This is a genomic window from Actinomadura formosensis NBRC 14204 (genome assembly GCF_001552155.1).
In the GTDB taxonomy this organism is placed as follows: Bacteria; Actinomycetota; Actinomycetes; order Streptosporangiales; family Streptosporangiaceae; genus Spirillospora; species Spirillospora formosensis.
Window position 1 is genome coordinate 1 of sequence record NZ_BCQQ01000096.1, and the last position, 18623, is coordinate 18623.

Genomic DNA, 18623 nt, shown 5'->3' on the forward strand with positions numbered 1-18623 from the left:
GTGCACCGCGTCCGCCGCGTCGGCCGCCGCCCGCAGGGCGGCCAGGTCGGGGGCCGGTTCGGCGGCCGCCGCGACCAGCGCCGGGTCGCCCAGCAGGGCGCGGACCTCGGCCTCCTGGTCGTCCCACACGCGGATCTTGTCGCGCAGGACGCCCTGCTCCTCCTCGGAGAGCTCGGCTTCGAGGACCTGCTCGGGCGTGTCGAAGCCCTGTTCCCCGGCCTCTTTTCTCGCCTTGGCGCGGGCGGCGGCCAGTTCCTCGTCGGCGCGGGCCAGGACGCGCAGCGCCTCCACGGCGTTCGCGAGCGCGTCCGCCTCCCCGGTGAGGCGGGCGATGCGGTCTTCGAGGGTCGGGGCGTCGCCGCGCGCCGCGTCCAACTCGGCGCGGAGCCGGGCCTGCTCGGCGTCGAGCTCCTTGTCCCGGGTGCGGTTCCGGGTGAGGTCGCGGGAGACCTGGTCGCGCTCGGCGCGGACCGCTTCGAGTTCGCGTTCGCGCCGGTCCAGGACGGCTTTCAGCCGTTCGGCGTCCGCCGCCCGGGTCTTCGCGGTTTCGCGCGCCGCCTCGGCCGCGGCGAGGTCCGCGGCGAGCGCCTCGGCGGTCAGGTCTTCGACGTCCTTCACAAGGCCGTCGCGTTCGGAGCGCAGCGCCCGGACCTCGCCGGTGCGCTGCTCACGCCGGGCCTGCGCCTGCTCGTAGGCGGCCTGGGCGCGGTCGATCTCGTCCTCGGCCGGGACGACGGCCGGCGACGCGACGGGCGCGGGATGCTCGGTGGCGCCGCAGACCCGGCAGGGTTCGCCGTCCTTCAGGTCGTCGGCGAGGACGGCGGCCATCCCGTCCAGGCGGGCCTGCCGCAGTTCCTGCGCGCGGTCGCGGGCCTGCTGCGCGGCGTCGATCGCCGCGCGCCGCGCGTCCTCGGCGGTGGCGAGCAGCCGCTCCACCTCGTCGCGGCGGCGCGCGGCGGCGAGGCGGCGGGTCGCCTCCCGGACGGCGGCCTCCGCTCCGGGACGTGCCGCCGCCGCGACGGCGGCCTCGTCCAGTTCGGCGCGGCGGGCCTCCACGACACCGGGGAGTTCCGCCAGCGCGGCGGCGAGCCGGGCGTCCCGCGGTTCGAGCCGCCGCAGGCCGTCCGCCAGTTCCGCGCGTTCCCGTTCGATGTCGCCGAGCCGGGCGGCGGTGGCGCGCTTGCCCTCCAGCATCGCGACCTCGTTCCGGCGGTCGCGTTCGGCCTTGGCGAGGACGTCCTCCGGCGCCTTCGGCGGCAGCAGCGCGGCGACCTCGGCGCGGGTCTCCTCGGCCCAGCGGCGCGCCCGCACCGCCTCGGCATGCCGGGCCTGCACGTCCCTCACCAGCGGGGCGGCCCCGCGGGCGCGTTCCGCGGCGTAGAGGCGGGACGCGATCCGCGACTTCTCCCCGGCGTGCCCGGCCAGGGCGTCGCGCCGGGCGAGGGCCTCGGCGTGGCGGCGCCGCCGGTCGGCGAGCCCCTTCGCGTCCTCCCATGCCTCGCGGGCGGTCCGCAGCGCCGCCGCGGCACCGTCGCGCAGTTCTTCGGCCACCGCACGGAGGTCCTCGTGCGCGCCGGCCAGTTCCGCGGCCCACGCGGGCAGCGCATCGACCTCGGCGAACGGCTCCACGACCGGTTCCCCCCGGCGCGGGGGCGGGACGGCCGGACGGTCCCCGCGCGGCGGCCGGGCCCCGGTCGCCTCGGCGATCCGGTCGGCGATCGAGGCCGCCGCGCCGTCCAGTTCGGCGGCCTGCCGTCCGGTCGCGGCGCGCCGGTCGGCCAGCCACTTTTCGACCTGCGTGAACACCTCCGTCGCGAACAGCCGCTCCAGCACCCGGCGGCGCTCGTCCGCCCCGGCGCGCAGGAACCCGGCGAACTCGCCCTGCGGCAGCAGCGCGACCTGGCAGAACTGCACGGCGTTCATGCCGAGCATCCGCGACACCAGGTCGCCCGCCTCGTCCAGCCGCGTGGTGAGGCCGGTCCACTCGCCGTGTTCGAGTTCCTCAAGGACGACCTTGGCGTGCTCGGTCGTCGTCCCGGAGCCGCGCAGCTTCGGCCGCTCCCACGCCGGCGACCGCGTGATGCGGAGCCTGCGGCCCCGGATCGTCGTCTCCAGCACCACGCGCGGCCCGGTGCCGGGCGGCGCGTGATCGCTCCGCAGCCCCTTCACCGCGTTCCGCACCCCGGGGACCTGGCCGTAGAGCGCGAAGCACACCGCGTCCAGGACGGACGTCTTGCCCGCGCCCGTCCGGCCCTGGATGAGGAACAGCCCGGCGTCCGACAGCGCGTCGAAGTCGATGACCTCGGTGCCCGAGAACGGCCCGAACGCGCTGACCTCCAGCCGGTGCAGTCTCAAACGAGGGCCTCCTTCCGGCGGCAGTCCTCGAACGCCTCGTGCAGGAGGGCGCGCTCGGAGGCGGTGGCGGGACCGTCGGTGACCTCGGCGACGAAGTCGCCCGCGATGTCCAGCTCGGAGCGTTCGCGGACGCGTTCGGACCAGGTGCGGGCGTCGCCGGTCCCGCCGCCCTCGGGGTCGAAGCCGAGGACGAGCGTGTGCGGGAAGCGGCGGCGCAGCCGTTCCATCGCGGCTGGCGGCCGCCGCGCGTCGGTGAGCGTGATCTGGAGCCAGCGGTCCTCGAACTCGTCGTAGGACGCGCCGGTCAGCAGGTCGTCGATGCTGCCGCGCAGCCGCGCGAGCCGGCGCGGCACGGGCGCCTCGACGAACTCCGCCTCGACTCCGCCGGCGCGCAGGTCGACCAGCCAGGAGCCCTTGACGTGCCGCTCCTCGGAGAACGAGTACGCGAGCGGCGAGCCCGAGTAGCGGACGCGGTCGGTGATGCGCCAGGCGCCGTGCAGGTGCCCGAGCGCCGCGTAGTCGACGCCCTCGAACACCGACGCCGCCACCTGCGCGGACCCGCCGACCGAGATGTCGCGCTCGCTCTCGCTCGACCGCCCGCCCGTGACGAACGCGTGCGCCAGCACGACCGAGCGCCCGGGGCGGCGGGCGGCGTCCTCCCGGACACGGCGCATGGCCTCGGTCAGTGCGGCGGCGTGGCTGCGCTCGTCCAGATCCCACGGGTGGCGGACGAGTTCGGGCTCCAGATACGGGATGCCGTAGACGGCCGCATCACCGACGATGACGGGTTCCCCCACGGTCGCGAAGTCGGTGCGGACGTGCACACCCGCCTTGTCCATCAGCGACGACCCGAACCCGAGGCGGCGCGCCGAGTCGTGGTTGCCCGCGATCAGCACCACGCGGGTGCGTTCGGCGAGCCGCTCCAACGCCTCGTTGCACAGCTTCACCGCGTCCACGGCGGGCAGCGCCCGGTCGTAGACGTCCCCGGAGATCAGCACGCACTCGACCCGCTCCGCCGTGACGGTCTCGACCAGGTGGTCGACGAACGCCGCCTGCGCGGCCAGCAGGTCCTCACGGTGGAACGATCTGCCGAGATGCCAGTCGGAGGTGTGCAGGATTCGCATGTCCCGGCAACCATAGGCGCCCCCTGCGGCACATCCGGCACAGAAACGCCGAGCCGCCCCAAACGATCTTGAATGCCGCACCGGCGGGGCTCCCGTAGGGTGACGGCGTGAGCGACCGTCCCTATGTGCTGCTGAGCTGCGCGATGTCCGCCGACGGCTACATCGACGACGCGGCCCCGCAGCGGCTGCGGCTGTCCAGCCCGGCCGACTTCGACCGGGTCGACGCGGTGCGCGCCGGCTGCGACGCGATCCTGGTCGGCGCCGGAACCGTGCGGGCCGACAACCCCCGGCTGCTGATCCGTTCCGCCGCACGCCGTGCGCAGCGGGCGGCCCGCGGGCTGCCCGCCGACCTGACCAAGGTCACCCTGACCTGGAGCGGCGACCTGGATCCGGGCGCCCGTTTCTTCACCACGGGGGAGGCGCCGAAGCTGGTGTACGCGCCGTCCCCCACCGCCGCCGGGCTGTCGGCGCGGCTGGACGGCCTGGCCGACGTCATCGACGCGGGCGACCCGCTCGCCCTCCCCGCGGTGCTCGGCGACCTCGCGTCCCGCGGCGTCCGGCGGCTGATGGTCGAGGGCGGCGGCGCCGTCCACACCCTCTTCCTGACGGCCGACGCCGTCGACGAACTGCAGCTCGTGGTCGCCCCGTTCTTCATCGGCGACCCCGCGGCGCCGCGTTTCGTCCGGCCGGGGGCGTTCCCGCAGTCGCCCGGCCGCCCGATGCGCCTGGAAGAGGTCACCCGCATCGGTGACCTGGTCCTGCTCCGCTACCTGGCCGGGGCTGGGCGTGGATGACCTCGGCTGGCTGGAACTGGCCTGCGACCTGGCGGAACTGTGCCCGCCGTCCGATACCGCGTTCTCCGTCGGCGCGGTCATCGTCGGCGCGGACGGACGCGAGATCGCGCGCGGCTTCTCCCGCGAGAACGACCCGCACGACCACGCCGAGGAGGCCGCGCTGGCCAAGACCACCGCAGACCTCACCGGCGCGACCGTCTACAGCTCCCTGGAGCCCTGCGGGCACCGCGCGTCCCGTCCCCGCCCCTGCGCCGAGCTGATCATCGCCTCCGGCGCCCGCCGCGTCGTCTTCGCCTGGCGCGAACCCCGGCTGTTCGCCGAGGGCACCGGCGCCGAACTCCTCGAAGCGGCCGGCATGACCCTGCTGGAACTTCCGGAACTGGCCCTCCGAGCCCGCGCCCCCAACGCCCACCTCCTCTGACCCGAGGCATGAAACTCACCGGTGACGGTCGGTCTCGGCCATGTCCCGGTTATCGGACGATGGGTGAGACCCGAGTCTCATTGCTCTTGCCAAGGCACGGGGCGCCCATGCGATGCTGGGCCAAGCAAGCATTCGGTTACGCGAATTCGGCCCGTCGGGCAGGGAGGCACAGCAGCATGCGCGAGCACGATCGGCTGTTCATCGGCGGTGAGTGGGCCGCCCCGGCCGGAACCGGCACGATCGACGTCATCTCCCCGCACACCGAGGAGGTCGTCGGACGGGTGCCCGAGGGCACCGAGGGCGACATCGACGCGGCGGTCGCGGCGGCGCGGCGCGCGTTCGACGAGGGGCCCTGGCCGCGGATGACGCCCGCCGAGCGCGCCGAGATCGTCGGGCGGCTGTCGGCCATCTACGCCGAGCGGCAGCAGGAGATGGCCGACCTCGTCACCGCCGAAATGGGCTCGCCGATCATGTTCTCGGTGTTCGGGCAGGCCGCGATCCCGCAGATGGTGCTGCAGTACTACGTGGACCTCGCCGGCACCTACACGTGGGAGGAGCAGCGGCAGGGCATGCTGGGGCCGGTCACGGTCACCCAGGAGCCGGTGGGCGTCGTCGCGGCGATCGTCCCGTGGAACGTCCCGCAGTTCACGCTGATGCTCAAGCTCGCGCCCGCGCTGATCGCCGGCTGCACGGTGGTGGCCAAGCCGTCCCCGGAGACCCCGCTCGACTCCTACCTGCTCGCCGAGTGGATCAAGGAGGCGGGCATCCCCGACGGCGTGGTCAACGTCGTCCCGGCCGGCCGTGAGGTCGGCGCCCACCTGGTCGCGCACCCCGACGTGGACAAGGTGTCCTTCACCGGCTCCACCGCCGCCGGGCGCAAGATCGGCGCGGTCTGCGGCGAGCAGCTCAAGCGGGTCACCCTGGAGCTCGGCGGCAAGTCCGCGGCGATCATCCTGGACGACGCGGACCTGGCGTCCACCATCGAGGGCTTCAAGCTCGCCTCGCTGATGAACAACGGGGAGGCGTGCGCCGCGCAGACCCGCATCCTCGCCTCCCGCCGCCGCTACGACGAGGTCGCCGACGCGCTCGCGGCGATGGTCGGCGGGCTGGCCGTCGGCGACCCCGCCGACTACGGCACCGAGATCGGCCCGCTGGTCACCCGGCGGCAGCAGGAACGCGTCGAGAACTACGTCCGGATCGGCCAGGACGAGGGCGCCAAGGTGATCACCGGCGGGCTGAACCGCCCGCACGACCGCGGCTGGTACGTCGCGCCGACCGTGTTCGGCGACGTCGGCAACGACATGCGCATCGCCCGCGAGGAGATCTTCGGCCCGGTGCTCGTCCTCATCCCCTACGACGACGAGGCCGACGCCATCAAGATCGCCAACGACAGCGACTACGGCCTCGGCGGCTCGGTCTGGACGTCCGACGTCGACCACGGCATCGAGGTCGCCCGCCGCATCCGCACCGGAAGCTGCGGCGTCAACATGTACACCCTCGACCCGAACACCCCCTTCGGCGGCTACAAGAACAGCGGCATGGGCCGCGAACTCGGCCCCGAGGGCCTGACGGCCTACCTGGAGCACAAGTCCATCCCCCGCCCCGCCCCGCCCGCCTGATCCCCGGCCCCGCGCCGGATGAAGAAAAGCGGATGAATCCGGACGAGTGATCCGGCACGATGCGCCCCATGCGCGCCGATGATCTGCTCGCCGAGATCGAGCCCCTGCCTCACCCCGCCCGTGTCCGCCGCCTGGTGGAGCTGCGGAACGCCGCGGGCGGGCGGGAACTGGCCGCGCTGCTGGCCGATCTCGGCGGACGCGGGCACTACGAGCGGTCGATCGCGCTGTTCGTCGCGTCCGTCGTGCGGGACGAGGCGTCGATCGCGCACATCCTCGCGGCGGCGGCCGATCCCGACGCGGCGCTGGCGCTGCGGGCGACCCGGCTGGCGGTGCGGTACGCGCCCGCGCCGCAGCCGCTGGCGGCGGGCCTGCTGGACGCCCCGCCGGCGATCCGGGCGGCGACGTACCGGGCGATCCGCCGGCACCGGCGCGGGGAGCTGGCCGACGCGCTCGTCGGGCCGGTCGCGCTGCGTTGGGGCGCCGACGAGGCCGCCCGCCTGCTGCCGGCCTGCACGCATGAGCACGCGGCGGAGCGCATCGGCGAGCTGGCGCACGCCGTCCCGAACCCGCACGCGCTCGGCCGCGCCCACCCCGCGGCGTTCCTGGAACAGGCGGAACGGGAACTCGGCGCGCAGGCCCCGGGCACGCTGAACTCCTGGTGGGACTGGAACGGGCCGGGCGTCGCGGCGGCACTGCCGCACGACCCGGGACGTGTCCTCGCCCTCCTGGAGGACCACTGGCACGCCGGCGACCTGCCGCAGGCGATAAGGCCCTGGATCGGCACGCTCCTCGACGCCGAACCGGAGCGGACGCTGCGGCTGCTCCTGTCGGACGGATGCCGGCCGACGCTGCCCTCGCTGGTGCGCCGCCGCTCGATGCGCCACCGGCTCGTCCGCCTCGGCGGGGACGCGCTCGCCCGCACCGCCCGCGCCGTCCGGGAGGACGAGCACGCGCTGCTCCTGCTGCTGAAGGCCGTCCCGCCGGGCCGGCGCGGCGAGCTGTTCGACGCGGCGATGGCCGGTGTCGACCTGACCACCGCGGACCTCGGGGACGCGCTGCCGGACGTCCTGCCGCGCGCGGTGCGGGTCCGGGAGGCGCGCCGGATGCTGACGCTGCGCGCGGTCGCCGACCGGCCGCGGCGGGCGCGGGCCGTCTCGGCGTTCCTGCCGTTGGAGGAGGCCCGGCCCGTCCTGGAGGAGCTGATCCGCCGCCCCGACGCCGACGAGCGCGCCGCCGGGTACACGCTGCTCGTCCAGTGCGCCGGACGCGAGCGCGACCCGGCCGTGCTGACCGCGCTGCTCGAATCCCTCGGGCGGCTGCGCAACGAGCAGGACCCGGTGCGGGCCGCCGCGCTGCGGGCACTGGTGTCCGTCCCGGCCACGGTGCTGCGGGCCGGGCACACCGCGGCCGTCGAGCGGCTCACCGAGGACGCGCTGAACGCCCGCGACTCCTCCCCCGCGACCCACCTGGCGCTCGTCCAGATCGCCTGCCTGTTCGCCGAGCAGGGCGCGGCACGCGACGACGCCGAGCTGACCGTGTCCGGAATCGGGCTGCTGAGCCGGCTGATCGGCCGGCTGGACCAGGTCCCCCTCGGCCGGCTGGACCACGTCCTGCGGCACGGGCAGGAGCACCGGCTCGCCGCGTGGCTCGCCCCGCTGCTCGACGAGGGCGCGCGGCGCGACGACCACGGGCTCGCGCTGCTGCTCGTCCGGGCGCTGGGCCGCCGCGCCCACGGCGTCCCGGCGCTTCAGGACGCGCTGGAAAAGGCCCTGGACGCCCGCGAGGACGGTGTGATCCGCGAGGCGATCACCCGGTGGCTGGAGCCGCCGGCGACGCGCGGGGAACGGGTCGGGCGCATCGTCGCCAAGGACCCGTCGGCGGTCGCGGTCCACGCCGTGCTCGCCGCCATCGCCACCGAGCGCACCGATCTCCTTCACCTCGTCCTGTCCGGCCCCACGCCCGCCGGGCGGTTCCGGCGCGCCGACGTCACCTACGTCCCGCGGCTCGACCCGCGCTGGACGCGGGGCTGGACGGCCCGGCAGCACGACGCCTATCTGCGGCTCCTGGAGCGGGTCGCGAACGACCGGCGGCTCCCGGACGCCGACCGGGGGCGCGCGGTCACGGCGATCGCGGCCGTTCCCGGCGTGGACGCCGCCCGGCTGCGCCCCTACCTGCGGTCGGATGAGGCGTACCTGCGCCGGATGGCGCTGACCGCCGCGCCGTGGACGGCCCGGCCGCACGACGTCCTGCCCGATCTGCTCGCGCACGCCTCGTCCGACGACGCGCACGTGGCCGTCTACGCGGCGGGACGCGCGGCGCGGTTCGTCCGGCCGTCGGCGCTGCCGGCGCTGCTGCGCCCGGTCCTCGCGGGCGGCAGGATCACCGCGCGCAAGGAGGCGCTGCGGATCCTGCTCCGCACCCGGGCGCCGGAGGCGATGCACACCGTCGCCGAGGCGTGGGACGACCCGGGCCAGCACCGCGACGTCCGGGCGGCGCTCGTGTCGGCCGTCCGGCCGCACGTGGCCGACCCGGTCGCGCGGCGGATCCTCACCGAGGCGGCGCAGGGTCCCCGTGACCTCGCCCGCCAGGTGCTCGGCGCGTGGCCGTACGAGATCGAGGACGGGTTCCGGGCCGACTACGCCGCGCTGGTCGTGCGGGTGGCGCGCTCCCCCGACCCGGAGGCGTCCGATCCCGCGCTGTCCGCGCTCGGCCGGTGGGCGCGGTGGGCGCCGGAGATCCCGGCGCTGCTGGCGGACGTCCTCACCGACCTGGCGGAGACGCGGCGCTGGCGCACCGCCCTGTCCGCACTGGTCGGCTGTGCCGTCGGCGGCAGGGGGACCGGCGAACTGGGCGAGGCCGCCGCGACCCTCGCCGCGGCCGGTGACGGGGCGAACGCCGAGGCCGAGCGGGACCTGCCCGCGGCGCAGCGGCTGGCGGCTCTGGCCGAGGCGCTCCGGACCACGGCCGCGAGCCGGCGCGCCGCCGCCGGCCCCGTTCTGCGGGCCGTCACGGCACGGCTTCCGGTGCGGCTCGCACGCGAACTGTCGGCCGCGACGCTGCACTGGGACGGCGCGGCCGTGGACGCGGCCGTGGACGCGCTGGCCGACGCGTGCGCGGACGCCCCCATCCCGGCCGTCCAGCGGGTCGCCGCGGCCCTCGCGGGCGGCCCGCATCCCCCGAGCCCGTACGGCTTGAGCCCGTACGGCGCCGCCCGGTCCGGCCTCCCGGAGGCGGACGGCGTCCATCCGCACGCGGCGCGGCTCGCGCGGCGCGGCGACCTGGCGGGCGGCCTGTTCGCGTGCGCGCTCACCGAGCGGCACGGCCCGCGCGCGGGCTGGCCGCCGCGGTGGCGGGACCTCCTGCGCGGCCTGCGGGCCCACCCGGTGCCGGACGTGGCGTTCACGGCGCACGGAATCTATTCGGCCGGCGAGTGAGCCCCGGTCGCCTCTTCCAGTTCGTGGGCCAGTTCCTCCAGTTCGCCGCCGCCCGCCATGAGGCCGGTCAGCTCGTCGCGGGTGACCTCGTCCTTGGTGTGGTAGCCGATGCTCCGGCCCCGGTTGAGGATCAGGAAACGGTCCCCGACCGGGTAGGCGTGGTGCGGGTTGTGGGTGATGAAGACGACCGCGAGCCCCCGCTCCCGTGCCTGGACGATGTAGCGCAGCACCACCCCGGCCTGCTTCACGCCGAGGGCCGCCGTGGGCTCGTCCAGGACGAGGGCCTTGGCGCCGAAGTAGACGGCGCGGGCGATCGCCACGCACTGCCGTTCGCCGCCCGACAGCGTTCCGATGGGCTGGTCGACGTCCCGCAGGTCGATCCCCATCGCGGCCAGTTCGCCGTGGGTCGTCTTCCGCATGAACCCGACGTCCAGGCGGCCGAAGCCCTTGCGCCTCTCCGAGCCGAGGAAGAAGTTCCGCCAGACCGGCATCAGCGGGACGACGGCGAGGTCCTGGTAGACGGTCGCGATGCCCCGGTCGAGCGCCTCGCGGGGGGAGCCGAACGCGACCTGCTCCCCCTGGACCTCATAGGTGCCGGTGTCGTGCCGGTGCAGCCCGGCGATGATCTTGATGAGGGTGGACTTGCCCGCCCCGTTGTCGCCCAGCACGCACGTGACCTCGCCCGCGGAGACCTCCAGGTCCACCTCGCGCAGCGCGATGATGTTGCCGTAGTTCTTGCCGGCGCCCGTCAGCCTGATCAGCGGCGTGCCCGTCATGACGACCGCTCCACCCTGCGCCGCACGATCAGGTTGACGACGGTCGCGATCAGCAGCATCGCGCCGAGGAAGAACCGGAACCAGTCGGGATTCCACTCCGCGTACACGATGCCCTTGCTGGTCATGCCGAAGATGAACGCGCCGATCGCCGCGCCGATCGCCGACCCGTAGCCGCCGGTCAGCAGGCAGCCGCCGATGACCGCGCAGATGATGTAGAGGAACTCGTTGCCGACGCCCTCCCCGGACTGGACGGTCGCGAACGCGAACACCAGGTGCATCCCGGAGAACCAGGCGCAGAACGCGACCCCCATGAACAGGCCGATCTTGACGCGGGCGACCGGCACGCCGACCGCGCGGGCGCTGTCGGCGGAGCCGCCCACCGCGAAGATCCAGTTGCCGAGCCGGGTGCGCAGCAGGAGCCAGGTCGCGAGCGCGACGAACAGCAGCCACCAGAACACGGTGATCTTGACCTGGACGCCCAGCACGCCGACGTCCGAGGCGAAGATCGCGCGGGCGGTGCCGAAGCCGTCCATGTCGCGGACGGAGTCGCTGGCGACGTTGCCGGTGAGCGCCTTCGTCACGCCGAGGTTCAGCCCGGCGAGCATGAAGAACGTGGCCAGCGTGATGATGAAGCTCGGCAGCCGCGTCCTGACGTACAGCACGCCGTTCACCACGCCGAGCGCCAGCGTCAGCACGAGCGAGATCACCACGCCCGCCCACACGTTCAGCGTGAACTGGTAGGCGGTCAGCGCGGCGATCAGCGCCGAGGACGTCACCATCACCCCGGCGGACAGGTCGAACTCGCCGCCGATCATCAGCAGCGACACCCCGACCGCCATGATCCCGAACGTGGAGCTCGCGTACAGGACGGTGGAGAACGACCCGGCGCGCAGGAAAGCGTCCGCGACGATCGAGAAGAACACGAACAGCGCGACGGCGCCGAGCAGCGCGCCCAGCTCCGGCCGGCCCAGCAGCCGCCGCAGCGGCGACCGCCGGGCCAGGCGCTCGTCGGAGCCGGGATCGGCCACCGGCGGCTGCGCCACCGCGTGGGTCATCGCGTCCCCCGGTCCGCGAACGCCTCCAGGTCGCCGGCGTTCTCCTTGGTGACGACCGCGGGCCCGGTCAGCACCGGACGGCCGCCGCCGAGGACGTTGCCGTTGTTCTTCAGCAGCCACAGCTGGTCGACGGCCTCGTACCCCTGCAGGTAGGGCTGCTGGTCGACGGCGAACTCGATCGAGCCCGCCTTGAGCGAGGCGATCAGGTCCTTGTTCAGATCGAACGTGCCGATCCTGGCCTTGCCGCCGGTCTCCTTGACGGCGTCCACGGCGGTCGCCGCGAACGGCGCGCCGAGCGTCAGGATGCCGTCGATGCCCTTGTCGGACTGGAGCTTCGCCGTGATGGACGACTTGACGTCCGGCATGTTCGTGCCCTGGACGAACAGGTTCTCCAGGTCGCCGCCGAACGTCTTCTTCGCCCCGGCGCAGCGGGCCTCAAGGCCGACGTTGCCCTGCTCGTGGACGACGCACAGCGCCTTCTTCGCGCCGATCTTCCCCAGCTCGGTGCCGGCCGCCTCGCCGGCGATGGACTCGTCCTGCCCGAAGTGGGCGAGCGCGCCGAGCTTCGCCGACTCCTCCGCCCCCGAGTTGATCGACACCACCGGGATCTTCGCGGCGGCGGCGCGGGCCAGGACGTCCTTCATCGCGTCCGGCTTGGCGAGCGTGACGATGATGCCGTCGACCTTCTTGTCGATCGCGGCCTGGACGAGCTGGGCCTGCTTGCCGCCGTCCGGGTCCGCCGAGTAGAGGAACTCGACGTTGTCCTTGGCGGCCGCGGCCTTGGCGCCCTTCTGCACGATGTCCCAGAACGTGTCGCCGGCACCCGAGTGGGTCACCATCGCGATCTTCAGCCGGGGCCCGGCGCCCTGCGGCGCCTCCTCGGACTTCTTGCCGCCCGAGCTGCTGCAGGCGCTCAGTGCCAGCAGACCCGCGGCCGCCAGGACCGCCAGCCCCCTGGACGACCCGCGCGTGAAAACGCCTCTCATCGGCTGCACTCCGTTTCTCCCCGAATGGTCGGTCTGAGGAGTTGATCACAGATGGTGACGGCATGCTCGCCGATATCCCCCACAACGGGCACGAGCCTCCTGCCGCGGTCCGGCACCGGCACCTCCATGATCGGAATGTCCCACCATGCCGCACCGGCGGGGGCGCCTGCCACGGGGGTCTCTCAATGTGGATGACCCTCGTCCGCGCCATCGGCCTGCGGGCGTCCCTCCGGCGACGTCAGGGGCAGGCGCGGGTCGGCGGGCTGGTCCTTCCAGGTGTCGCGGATCCAGGCGTGGGCGGGATCGTCGCGGATCCGCCAGGCCCGTTCCGGGGACGGCCCGGCCATCACGTTGAGGTAGTACAGGTCGGTGCCCGGCGGCGCCATCGACGGGCCGTGCCAGCCGTGCGGGATCAGGACGACGTCTCCGCTGCGGACCTCCGCGAGCACGTCGATGGGGCGTCCGGGCGAGCCGTAGACGCGCTGGTAGCCCATGCCGCCCCGGGCGGCCTCGAAGTAGTAGATCTCCTCCAGGACGGCCTCGCCGGGCGCCTCCTCATCGTGCTTGTGCGGCGGGAAGGACGACCAGCAGCCGCCCGGCGTGAGCACCTCGCACGCGATCAGCTTCTCGGCGAACGGGAACCCCTCGGGCGTCCCGAAGTTGTTGACCTGCCGGCTCGCCGCGCCGGCGCCGCGGAGTTCCACCGGAACCCTTCCGGCGGGGCCGTAGCGCGGCTCCCGGCGTCCCTCGCAGCGGGCGCCGGCCAGCGCGAACCGGCCGCGTCCCCGCACCGTCACCCGCGCGTCGCGCGGCACGTAGGCGAAGTCGCTGACGCGGCTGAACACGTCGGCGCGGCCTTCCAGCTCGAACCGCGACCCATCGCACTGCACCGCGCACGACCCGGCCAGCGGCAGCACGATCATCTCGAACTCACCCGTGCCGAACGTGTGCTCACCGCCGTCCGGAAGATCGAGGACGCGCAGCGCGGAGTGCGCCCACCCGGCCGACTCGGGGGTGACGACGACGCCGTACGGGCCTTCCGCGGCGCTGCCGGCGGGCAGGTGGTACCTCATCGCGGCTCCTTGAGGAGTGCTTCGACCTCGTCTTGCGCGGGCATCGCGTCCGAGCAGGCGATGCGGGACGCGACGATCGCGCCGGCGGCGCCCGCGAACTCGACGAGGCGCCGCAGGTCCCAGCCGGACAGGAGGCCGTGGCAGACGGCGCCGCCGAACGCGTCCCCGGCGCCGAGCCCGTTGACGACGTCGACCTTGACCGGCGGCACCTCCACCGTCTCCCCGGCCGTCGCGGCGAGGACGCCCTCCGGGCCCATCTTCACGATGGCCAGTTCCGGGCCGCGTTCGAGGAGGGCGCGGGCGGCGGCGCGCGGCTCCCGCTCCCCCACCGCGACCGCGCACTCGTCCAGGTTGCCGACCGCGACTGCCGCCTGTTCCAGCGCGAGGCCGGCCCAGTGCGGGGCCTCTTCGGGGTCGTCCCACAGCATCGGCCTGTAGTCGAGGTCGATGACGGTCTGTCCGGGGTGTTCGGTGAGCGCGGTCAGGGTGGCTCCACGGCTGGGCTCTTGGGAGAGGCCCGTGACGGTGGCCCAGACGATGCGGGCCTCACGGATCGCTTCCAAGTCCAGCTCATGCGGCCGGATCTCCAGGTCGGGCGCCTTGGGATAGCGGTAGAAGTACAGCGGGAAATCGTCCGGCGGGAAGATCTCGCAGAAGGCGAGCGGTGTCGGCAGACCGGGAACGGCCGTGACGTAGCGGTCGTCCACGCCGTACCTCTGGAGCGCCTTGTGGACGAACCGGCCGAAGGGGTCGTCGCCGGTACGGGTGATGACGGCGGCGCTGCGGCCGTACCTGGCCGCCGCCACGGCGACGTTGGTGGGGCTCCCGCCGAGATACTTGCCGAACGACTCGACGTCCTCCAGCGGGACGCCCACCTGATTCGGATAGACGTCGACGCTCACCCGTCCCATCGTGATGAGGTCGAACGTCATCGGGACATCCCGGAGAGGAAGCCGAGGCTTCTGCGGACATCGTCGTACGGCCCTTCGCCCGCTGCGGGCTCGCCTGCCAGGACGGTGTCCTGCTCCATCACGTACCAGCCTTCGTACCCTGCGCCCTCCAGGGTGCGGATAATGCCGGGGATGTCAATGTCACCGTTCCCCAGCGGCCGGTAAAGGCCGTCCCGCACCGCGTGCGTGTAGGTGACTTCACCGTCCAGCACCTGTTGGGCCAGCCCCGCGTCGACGTCCTTCAGGTGGACGTGCGTTATGCGCGGTGCCGCGAAATGTGCCAGCCATACCGGATCGGTGCCGCCGACCAGGAGATGACCGGTGTCGAGGCACAGCGGGACGCTGCAACCGTCCAGCACCCGCTCGACCTCGTCGCGGCGTTCCACGACCGTCCCGACGTGCGGATGCAGCGTGACCGGCCGCCCGCGCGCCGCCGCCCGCGCGGTGATCGCGTCGAGGTTCGCCAGCAGCGCGGACCACGCCTCCGTGTCCAGGACGGGCCGCGTGTCGTAGCCGTCGAGGCCGGTGGCGGCGGCCAGGACGAGAACGCCCTCGACGGCGTCCATGGCCCGGTCGATCTCCGGCATCGGGTCGTAGTCCGGATCATGCAGGACGACCGGGACGAACGCCCCCACGAGACCGAGACCGTAGGACGCCAGTAACGCGCTCCGGGCCCGCGCGGCGGCGGGCAGGAAACCGGCCGGGCCCAGCTCCGTGGCGGCGAGGCCGAGGTCGCGCATCTCGCCGAGGACGCGCCCCGGCTCCATCTGGTGGCCCCAGCCGGGCACCTCGCACACGCCCCACGAGATCGGCGCGCCCGCGACCCTCATCGGCGCACCTCCTCGGTGCCGACGATCCGGCCCTGCCGCATGGACAGCTCGCAGGCCTCGGCGAGATAGAACGCCTCCAGGGCCTCCTCCGGCGGGCACGGGTTGGCGCGGCGGCCCGCCGCCACGTCCACGAACGCCTGGAGTTCGGCGTCGTAGGCGTCGGAGAAGCGCTCCATGAAGCCGCTGTAGGCGGGCCTCGGTTCGGCGTCCCGTTCGGGTAGCGGGGTGGCGGGCGTCTTGGCGTCCAGGCCGGTGACGACGCTGTCCTTGGACCCGAACAGTTCCAGTCTTGCGTCGTACCCCGCGGCGTTGTAGCGGGTGGCGGAGACGACTCCCAGTGTCCCGTCGTCCAGGACGAGCAGCGCCGACCCGGTGTCGATGTCGCCGTACTCGCGGAAGAAGTCGTCGCCGCGGTTGGCGCCCGAGGCCATCACCCGGACGACCTCGCGTCCGGTGACGAACCGGATGAGGTCCAGGTCGTGGATGACGCAGTCACGAAAAAGCCCGCCGGACGACGGGACGTACGCGGCGGGCGGCGGGGACGGGTCGAAGCTGCACGACCGGACGGTGTGCAGCCATCCCAGCCGCCCGGACGCGAGGGCCTCGCGGGCCGCCGCGTTTCCGGCGTCGAACCGGCGCTGGAATCCGACCTGCACCGGGACGCCGGTGGAGGCCGCCGCGGCCACGGTCTGGAACGTTCCATCAAGGTCGGAGGCGAGCGGTTTCTCGCAGAAGACGGGAATACGGGCGGCGATGGCCCGTCCCACCAGGTCCGCGTGCGCGTCGGTCGCCGCCGCGACGACCAGTCCGTCCAGCTCGGCGGTGAAGAGCTCGCCGACGGTGTCCAGTGCCCGTCCCCGCGAGGGCAGCCGGGCGGCGAGGTCGCGGGCGCGGGCGGCGTCCGCGTCGGCGATGGCCAGGGAGTCCACCTCGGGCAGTGCGCAGAGAGCGGCGGCGTGGCGCGCACCGATGCGCCCCGCGCCGGCCAGTCCGATCCTCATTGATCCCCTCCCGGTCGGCGGTCAGGTGAGACACGAGTGTGCTGGACCGTTCCAGAAGCGTCAACGGCCGTCTGTCCGCCTTCGGTTAGGGAGATGTCCGAAATCGCGGCGGCTACTCTGAAGGGGTTGACATGGATGGGCTGTCGCACAGATGTGCCCGAACGCTAGTTTTGCCCCATGCGGATCTTCGTCACCGGCGCCTCGGGGTTCGTCGGCTCCCACACCGTCCGCGCCCTCCTGGACGCCGGACACCGGCCGCGCGCGCTGGTCCGCGACCTCGGTAAAACAACCAAGGTCCTGCACTCGGTGGGGGTCGCGGCAGAGGACGTGGAACTCGTCCCCGGCGACATGCTGGACGCGGACGCCGTGTCCGAGGCGATCGACGGCTGCGATGCCGCCATCCACGCCGCCGCCGCGATCGGCGTGACCGGCGGCGCCGGTGACCTGATCGAGGCCAACCTCCGGGGCACCCGCAATGTGGTCGGCGGCGCCGTCGCCCGCGGCCTGGCCCCGGTGATCCACGTGTCGACCGTCGCGGTGTTCGTACCGCCGTCCGGGCCGGTCATCACCGCCCACAACGCTCTGGCCCACCCCCGTACCGCCTACGGCAGGTCCAAGCTGGCGGCCGAGCATTACGTGCGCGGACTGCAGGCTGATGGCGCGCCGGTCACGATCATCTACCCCGGGGGTGTGTGCGGCCCGAACCAGCCCAGGCTGGACGCGCTCATGGAAGGGCTCGCCGCCGCGCTCGGCAAGGTGTGGCCACTTCCGGGCGGCGGGGTTTCGGTCCTCGACGTCCGCGATCTCGGCGAGGCGTTGGCGCGTTCCGTCGAGGCCCGGCAAGGGCCGAGCCGCTGGGTGCTCGGCGGCCACTACCTGACATGGCCGCAGTACGCCGACCTTTGCGACCGCCTCACGGGGGTGAGGTGCCGCCGTGTCCGCGTCCCGTCCCGGGTCATGCTCGGGCTGGGGTCGGCGCTGGACACGGCCAAGCGCATCCACCACTTCGACTATCCGCTCACCCGCGACACCGCCGAATACATGGTCACGCTCGCCCCCACGGACGACCGCCCCATCCTGGAGGCGCTGGACCTCACCCTGCGTCCCGTCGAGGAGACCGTCGCCGACGCGCTGCGCTGGCTGGCCGAGAGCGGTCATCTGAACCCGCGCCGGGTGGGGTGGCTCGCCTCGAAGGAGAAGCCGGCGCCGACCCTCGTCCAGCGCACGCTCGGCCCCGTCTTCCAGCAGATCTCGGCCGCCGAATGGTTCTCCAAGGTGGGGCCCAAGGTCGTCCCGCCCGTGGACCGGACGCTGCACAAGGTCTCCGGCGGACGGCTCATGCTCGGCCAGCTCCTCGTTCCGAGCCTCGTCCTGACCGCGACCGGCGCCGTCAGCGGTCTCCCCCGCAAGACGCCGCTCGCCTGCCTTCCGGACCCGGACGGCGGCTGGTACGTCGTCGGCTCCAACTTCGGCCGCGAGAAGCACCCCGCCTGGACGGGCAACCTGCTGAAGAACCCTGACGCCGAGGTCAGCTTCCAGGGCCGCAGCGTTCCGGTCACCGCCCACCTCTTGGACGACGCGGAACGCGCCAAGATCTGGCCCCGCCTGACCGCCGTCTGGCCCGTCTACGACCGCTATGTGGAACGCGCACACCGCGAGCTGAGGGTCTTTCAGCTGACCCCTCGTTAGGTGCCGCGGAGGGTTCTCGATAGGCGGCGGCCCAGGAGCAGGTAGGCGAGCACTACGCCGGCCACGTTGAGGATGACGTCGTCTATGTCGAAGGCTCGGCCCATCACCAGGGTGCCTTGGACGGTCTCGATGGTGAGTGAGAGGACACCGGTCACCAGGGCCAGGCGTATGGGTCCGCGTAGGGTCGTCCAAACGAGGGGAAGCAGGACGCCAAGGGGCGCCAGGAGCGCGAGGTTGCCTCCTATCTGGAGGAGGGCTTCCTTAGTGGGACGGTCCATGTAGAAACGGAGCGAGTCGCCCGGATCTGTGTTCCCGCCCGCCTGGCCCTTGTCATGGACGGGCGTCAGCGTGAGCTTGAACGCGACATAGAAGAAGACACCGAGAAGGCCCAGCGCGATCGCCACCACGACCGCGCGCAGTGCGATGACGTACCACGGAACTCGTTCGCCCGCCGCCGCGGGCTGCCACATCTCCACCAACATCTGACCTCAGATCCCCGCTTCACCCCCGTCCATG

General features: G+C 73.5%; 15 protein-coding genes. 5 read left to right on the plus strand and 10 right to left on the minus strand.

Translation table 11 applies throughout. From position 1 onward, the window contains the following. Together AF1_RS22795 and AF1_RS22800 are read right to left on the minus strand one after the other, a co-directional pair. Window positions 1-2355: AAA family ATPase (locus AF1_RS22795; RefSeq protein ID WP_067802905.1), on the minus strand; the 2355-nt coding region annotated here is incomplete at its 3' end. Next, window positions 2352-3479, minus strand: coding sequence for an exonuclease SbcCD subunit D (locus AF1_RS22800; RefSeq protein WP_067802909.1), 1128 nt, complete (start codon window positions 3477-3479; stop codon window positions 2352-2354). The genes AF1_RS22795 and AF1_RS22800, both read right to left, overlap by 4 nt. A 107-nt stretch (window positions 3480-3586) precedes the next feature. Here AF1_RS22800 and AF1_RS22805 point away from each other — a divergent pair, with 107 nt between their 5' ends. The 4 genes from AF1_RS22805 to AF1_RS22820 all read left to right on the plus strand — a co-directional run bounded on the left by AF1_RS22805 (window position 3587) and on the right by AF1_RS22820 (window position 9747). Further along, the gene (locus AF1_RS22805; RefSeq protein ID WP_067802913.1) at window positions 3587-4273 is read left to right on the plus strand and encodes a RibD family protein; all 687 of its coding nucleotides are present in this window, start codon (window positions 3587-3589) and stop codon (window positions 4271-4273) included. After that, window positions 4266-4694, plus strand: a complete 429-nt coding sequence (locus tag AF1_RS22810; RefSeq protein ID WP_242609061.1) for a deaminase — start codon at window positions 4266-4268, stop codon at window positions 4692-4694. The genes AF1_RS22805 and AF1_RS22810 overlap by 8 nt, the downstream gene beginning before the upstream one ends. A 176-nt stretch (window positions 4695-4870) precedes the next feature. Continuing rightward, window positions 4871-6313, plus strand: a complete 1443-nt coding sequence (locus tag AF1_RS22815; protein WP_067802916.1) for an aldehyde dehydrogenase — start codon at window positions 4871-4873, stop codon at window positions 6311-6313. Window positions 6314-6381: 68 nt separating this feature from the next. Then, a complete protein-coding gene (locus AF1_RS22820; RefSeq protein WP_067802918.1) occupies window positions 6382-9747 on the plus strand; it encodes a hypothetical protein in 3366 nt (1121 codons plus the stop codon). Here the strand turns inward: AF1_RS22820 and AF1_RS22825 are convergent. From AF1_RS22825 to AF1_RS22855, 7 genes are all read right to left on the minus strand, one after another. Beyond that, on the minus strand, window positions 9729-10523 hold the full coding sequence (locus AF1_RS22825) for an ATP-binding cassette domain-containing protein (RefSeq protein ID WP_067802922.1): 795 nt from the start codon (window positions 10521-10523) through the stop codon (window positions 9729-9731). The genes AF1_RS22820 and AF1_RS22825 overlap by 19 nt on opposite strands. Then, on the minus strand, window positions 10520-11578 hold the full coding sequence (locus tag AF1_RS22830; protein WP_067802925.1) for an ABC transporter permease: 1059 nt from the start codon (window positions 11576-11578) through the stop codon (window positions 10520-10522). The genes AF1_RS22825 and AF1_RS22830 overlap by 4 nt, the downstream gene beginning before the upstream one ends. Continuing rightward, window positions 11575-12564 (minus strand): sugar ABC transporter substrate-binding protein, encoded by a 990-nt coding sequence (locus AF1_RS22835; protein WP_067802929.1) that lies wholly within the window; start codon window positions 12562-12564, stop codon window positions 11575-11577. The genes AF1_RS22830 and AF1_RS22835 overlap by 4 nt, the downstream gene beginning before the upstream one ends. Window positions 12565-12746: 182 nt before the next feature. After that, window positions 12747-13637 (minus strand): 5-deoxy-glucuronate isomerase, encoded by an 891-nt coding sequence (iolB, locus tag AF1_RS22840; protein WP_067802935.1) that lies wholly within the window; start codon window positions 13635-13637, stop codon window positions 12747-12749. Beyond that, window positions 13634-14569, minus strand: coding sequence for a 5-dehydro-2-deoxygluconokinase (gene iolC, locus AF1_RS22845; protein ID WP_067802938.1), 936 nt, complete (start codon window positions 14567-14569; stop codon window positions 13634-13636). Before iolC ends, iolB begins: the two co-directional genes overlap by 4 nt. Continuing rightward, window positions 14566-15417, minus strand: a complete 852-nt coding sequence (locus AF1_RS22850; RefSeq protein WP_067802941.1) for a TIM barrel protein — start codon at window positions 15415-15417, stop codon at window positions 14566-14568. Before AF1_RS22850 ends, iolC begins: the two co-directional genes overlap by 4 nt. Further along, window positions 15414-16418, minus strand: coding sequence for a Gfo/Idh/MocA family protein (locus tag AF1_RS22855; RefSeq protein WP_067802943.1), 1005 nt, complete (start codon window positions 16416-16418; stop codon window positions 15414-15416). The genes AF1_RS22850 and AF1_RS22855 overlap by 4 nt, the downstream gene beginning before the upstream one ends. 177 nt (window positions 16419-16595) lie before the next feature. On the opposite strand from AF1_RS22855, the gene AF1_RS22860 reads away from it, so the two are divergent. Beyond that, on the plus strand, window positions 16596-18107 hold the full coding sequence (locus AF1_RS22860; protein WP_067802946.1) for a nitroreductase family deazaflavin-dependent oxidoreductase: 1512 nt from the start codon (window positions 16596-16598) through the stop codon (window positions 18105-18107). On the opposite strand, the gene AF1_RS22865 is transcribed toward AF1_RS22860, so the two are convergent. Further along, entirely contained in the window at window positions 18104-18589 is a 486-nt protein-coding gene (locus AF1_RS22865; protein ID WP_067802950.1) for a VanZ family protein, read from the minus strand. The genes AF1_RS22860 and AF1_RS22865 overlap by 4 nt on opposite strands. Window positions 18590-18623 lie beyond the last annotated feature (34 nt).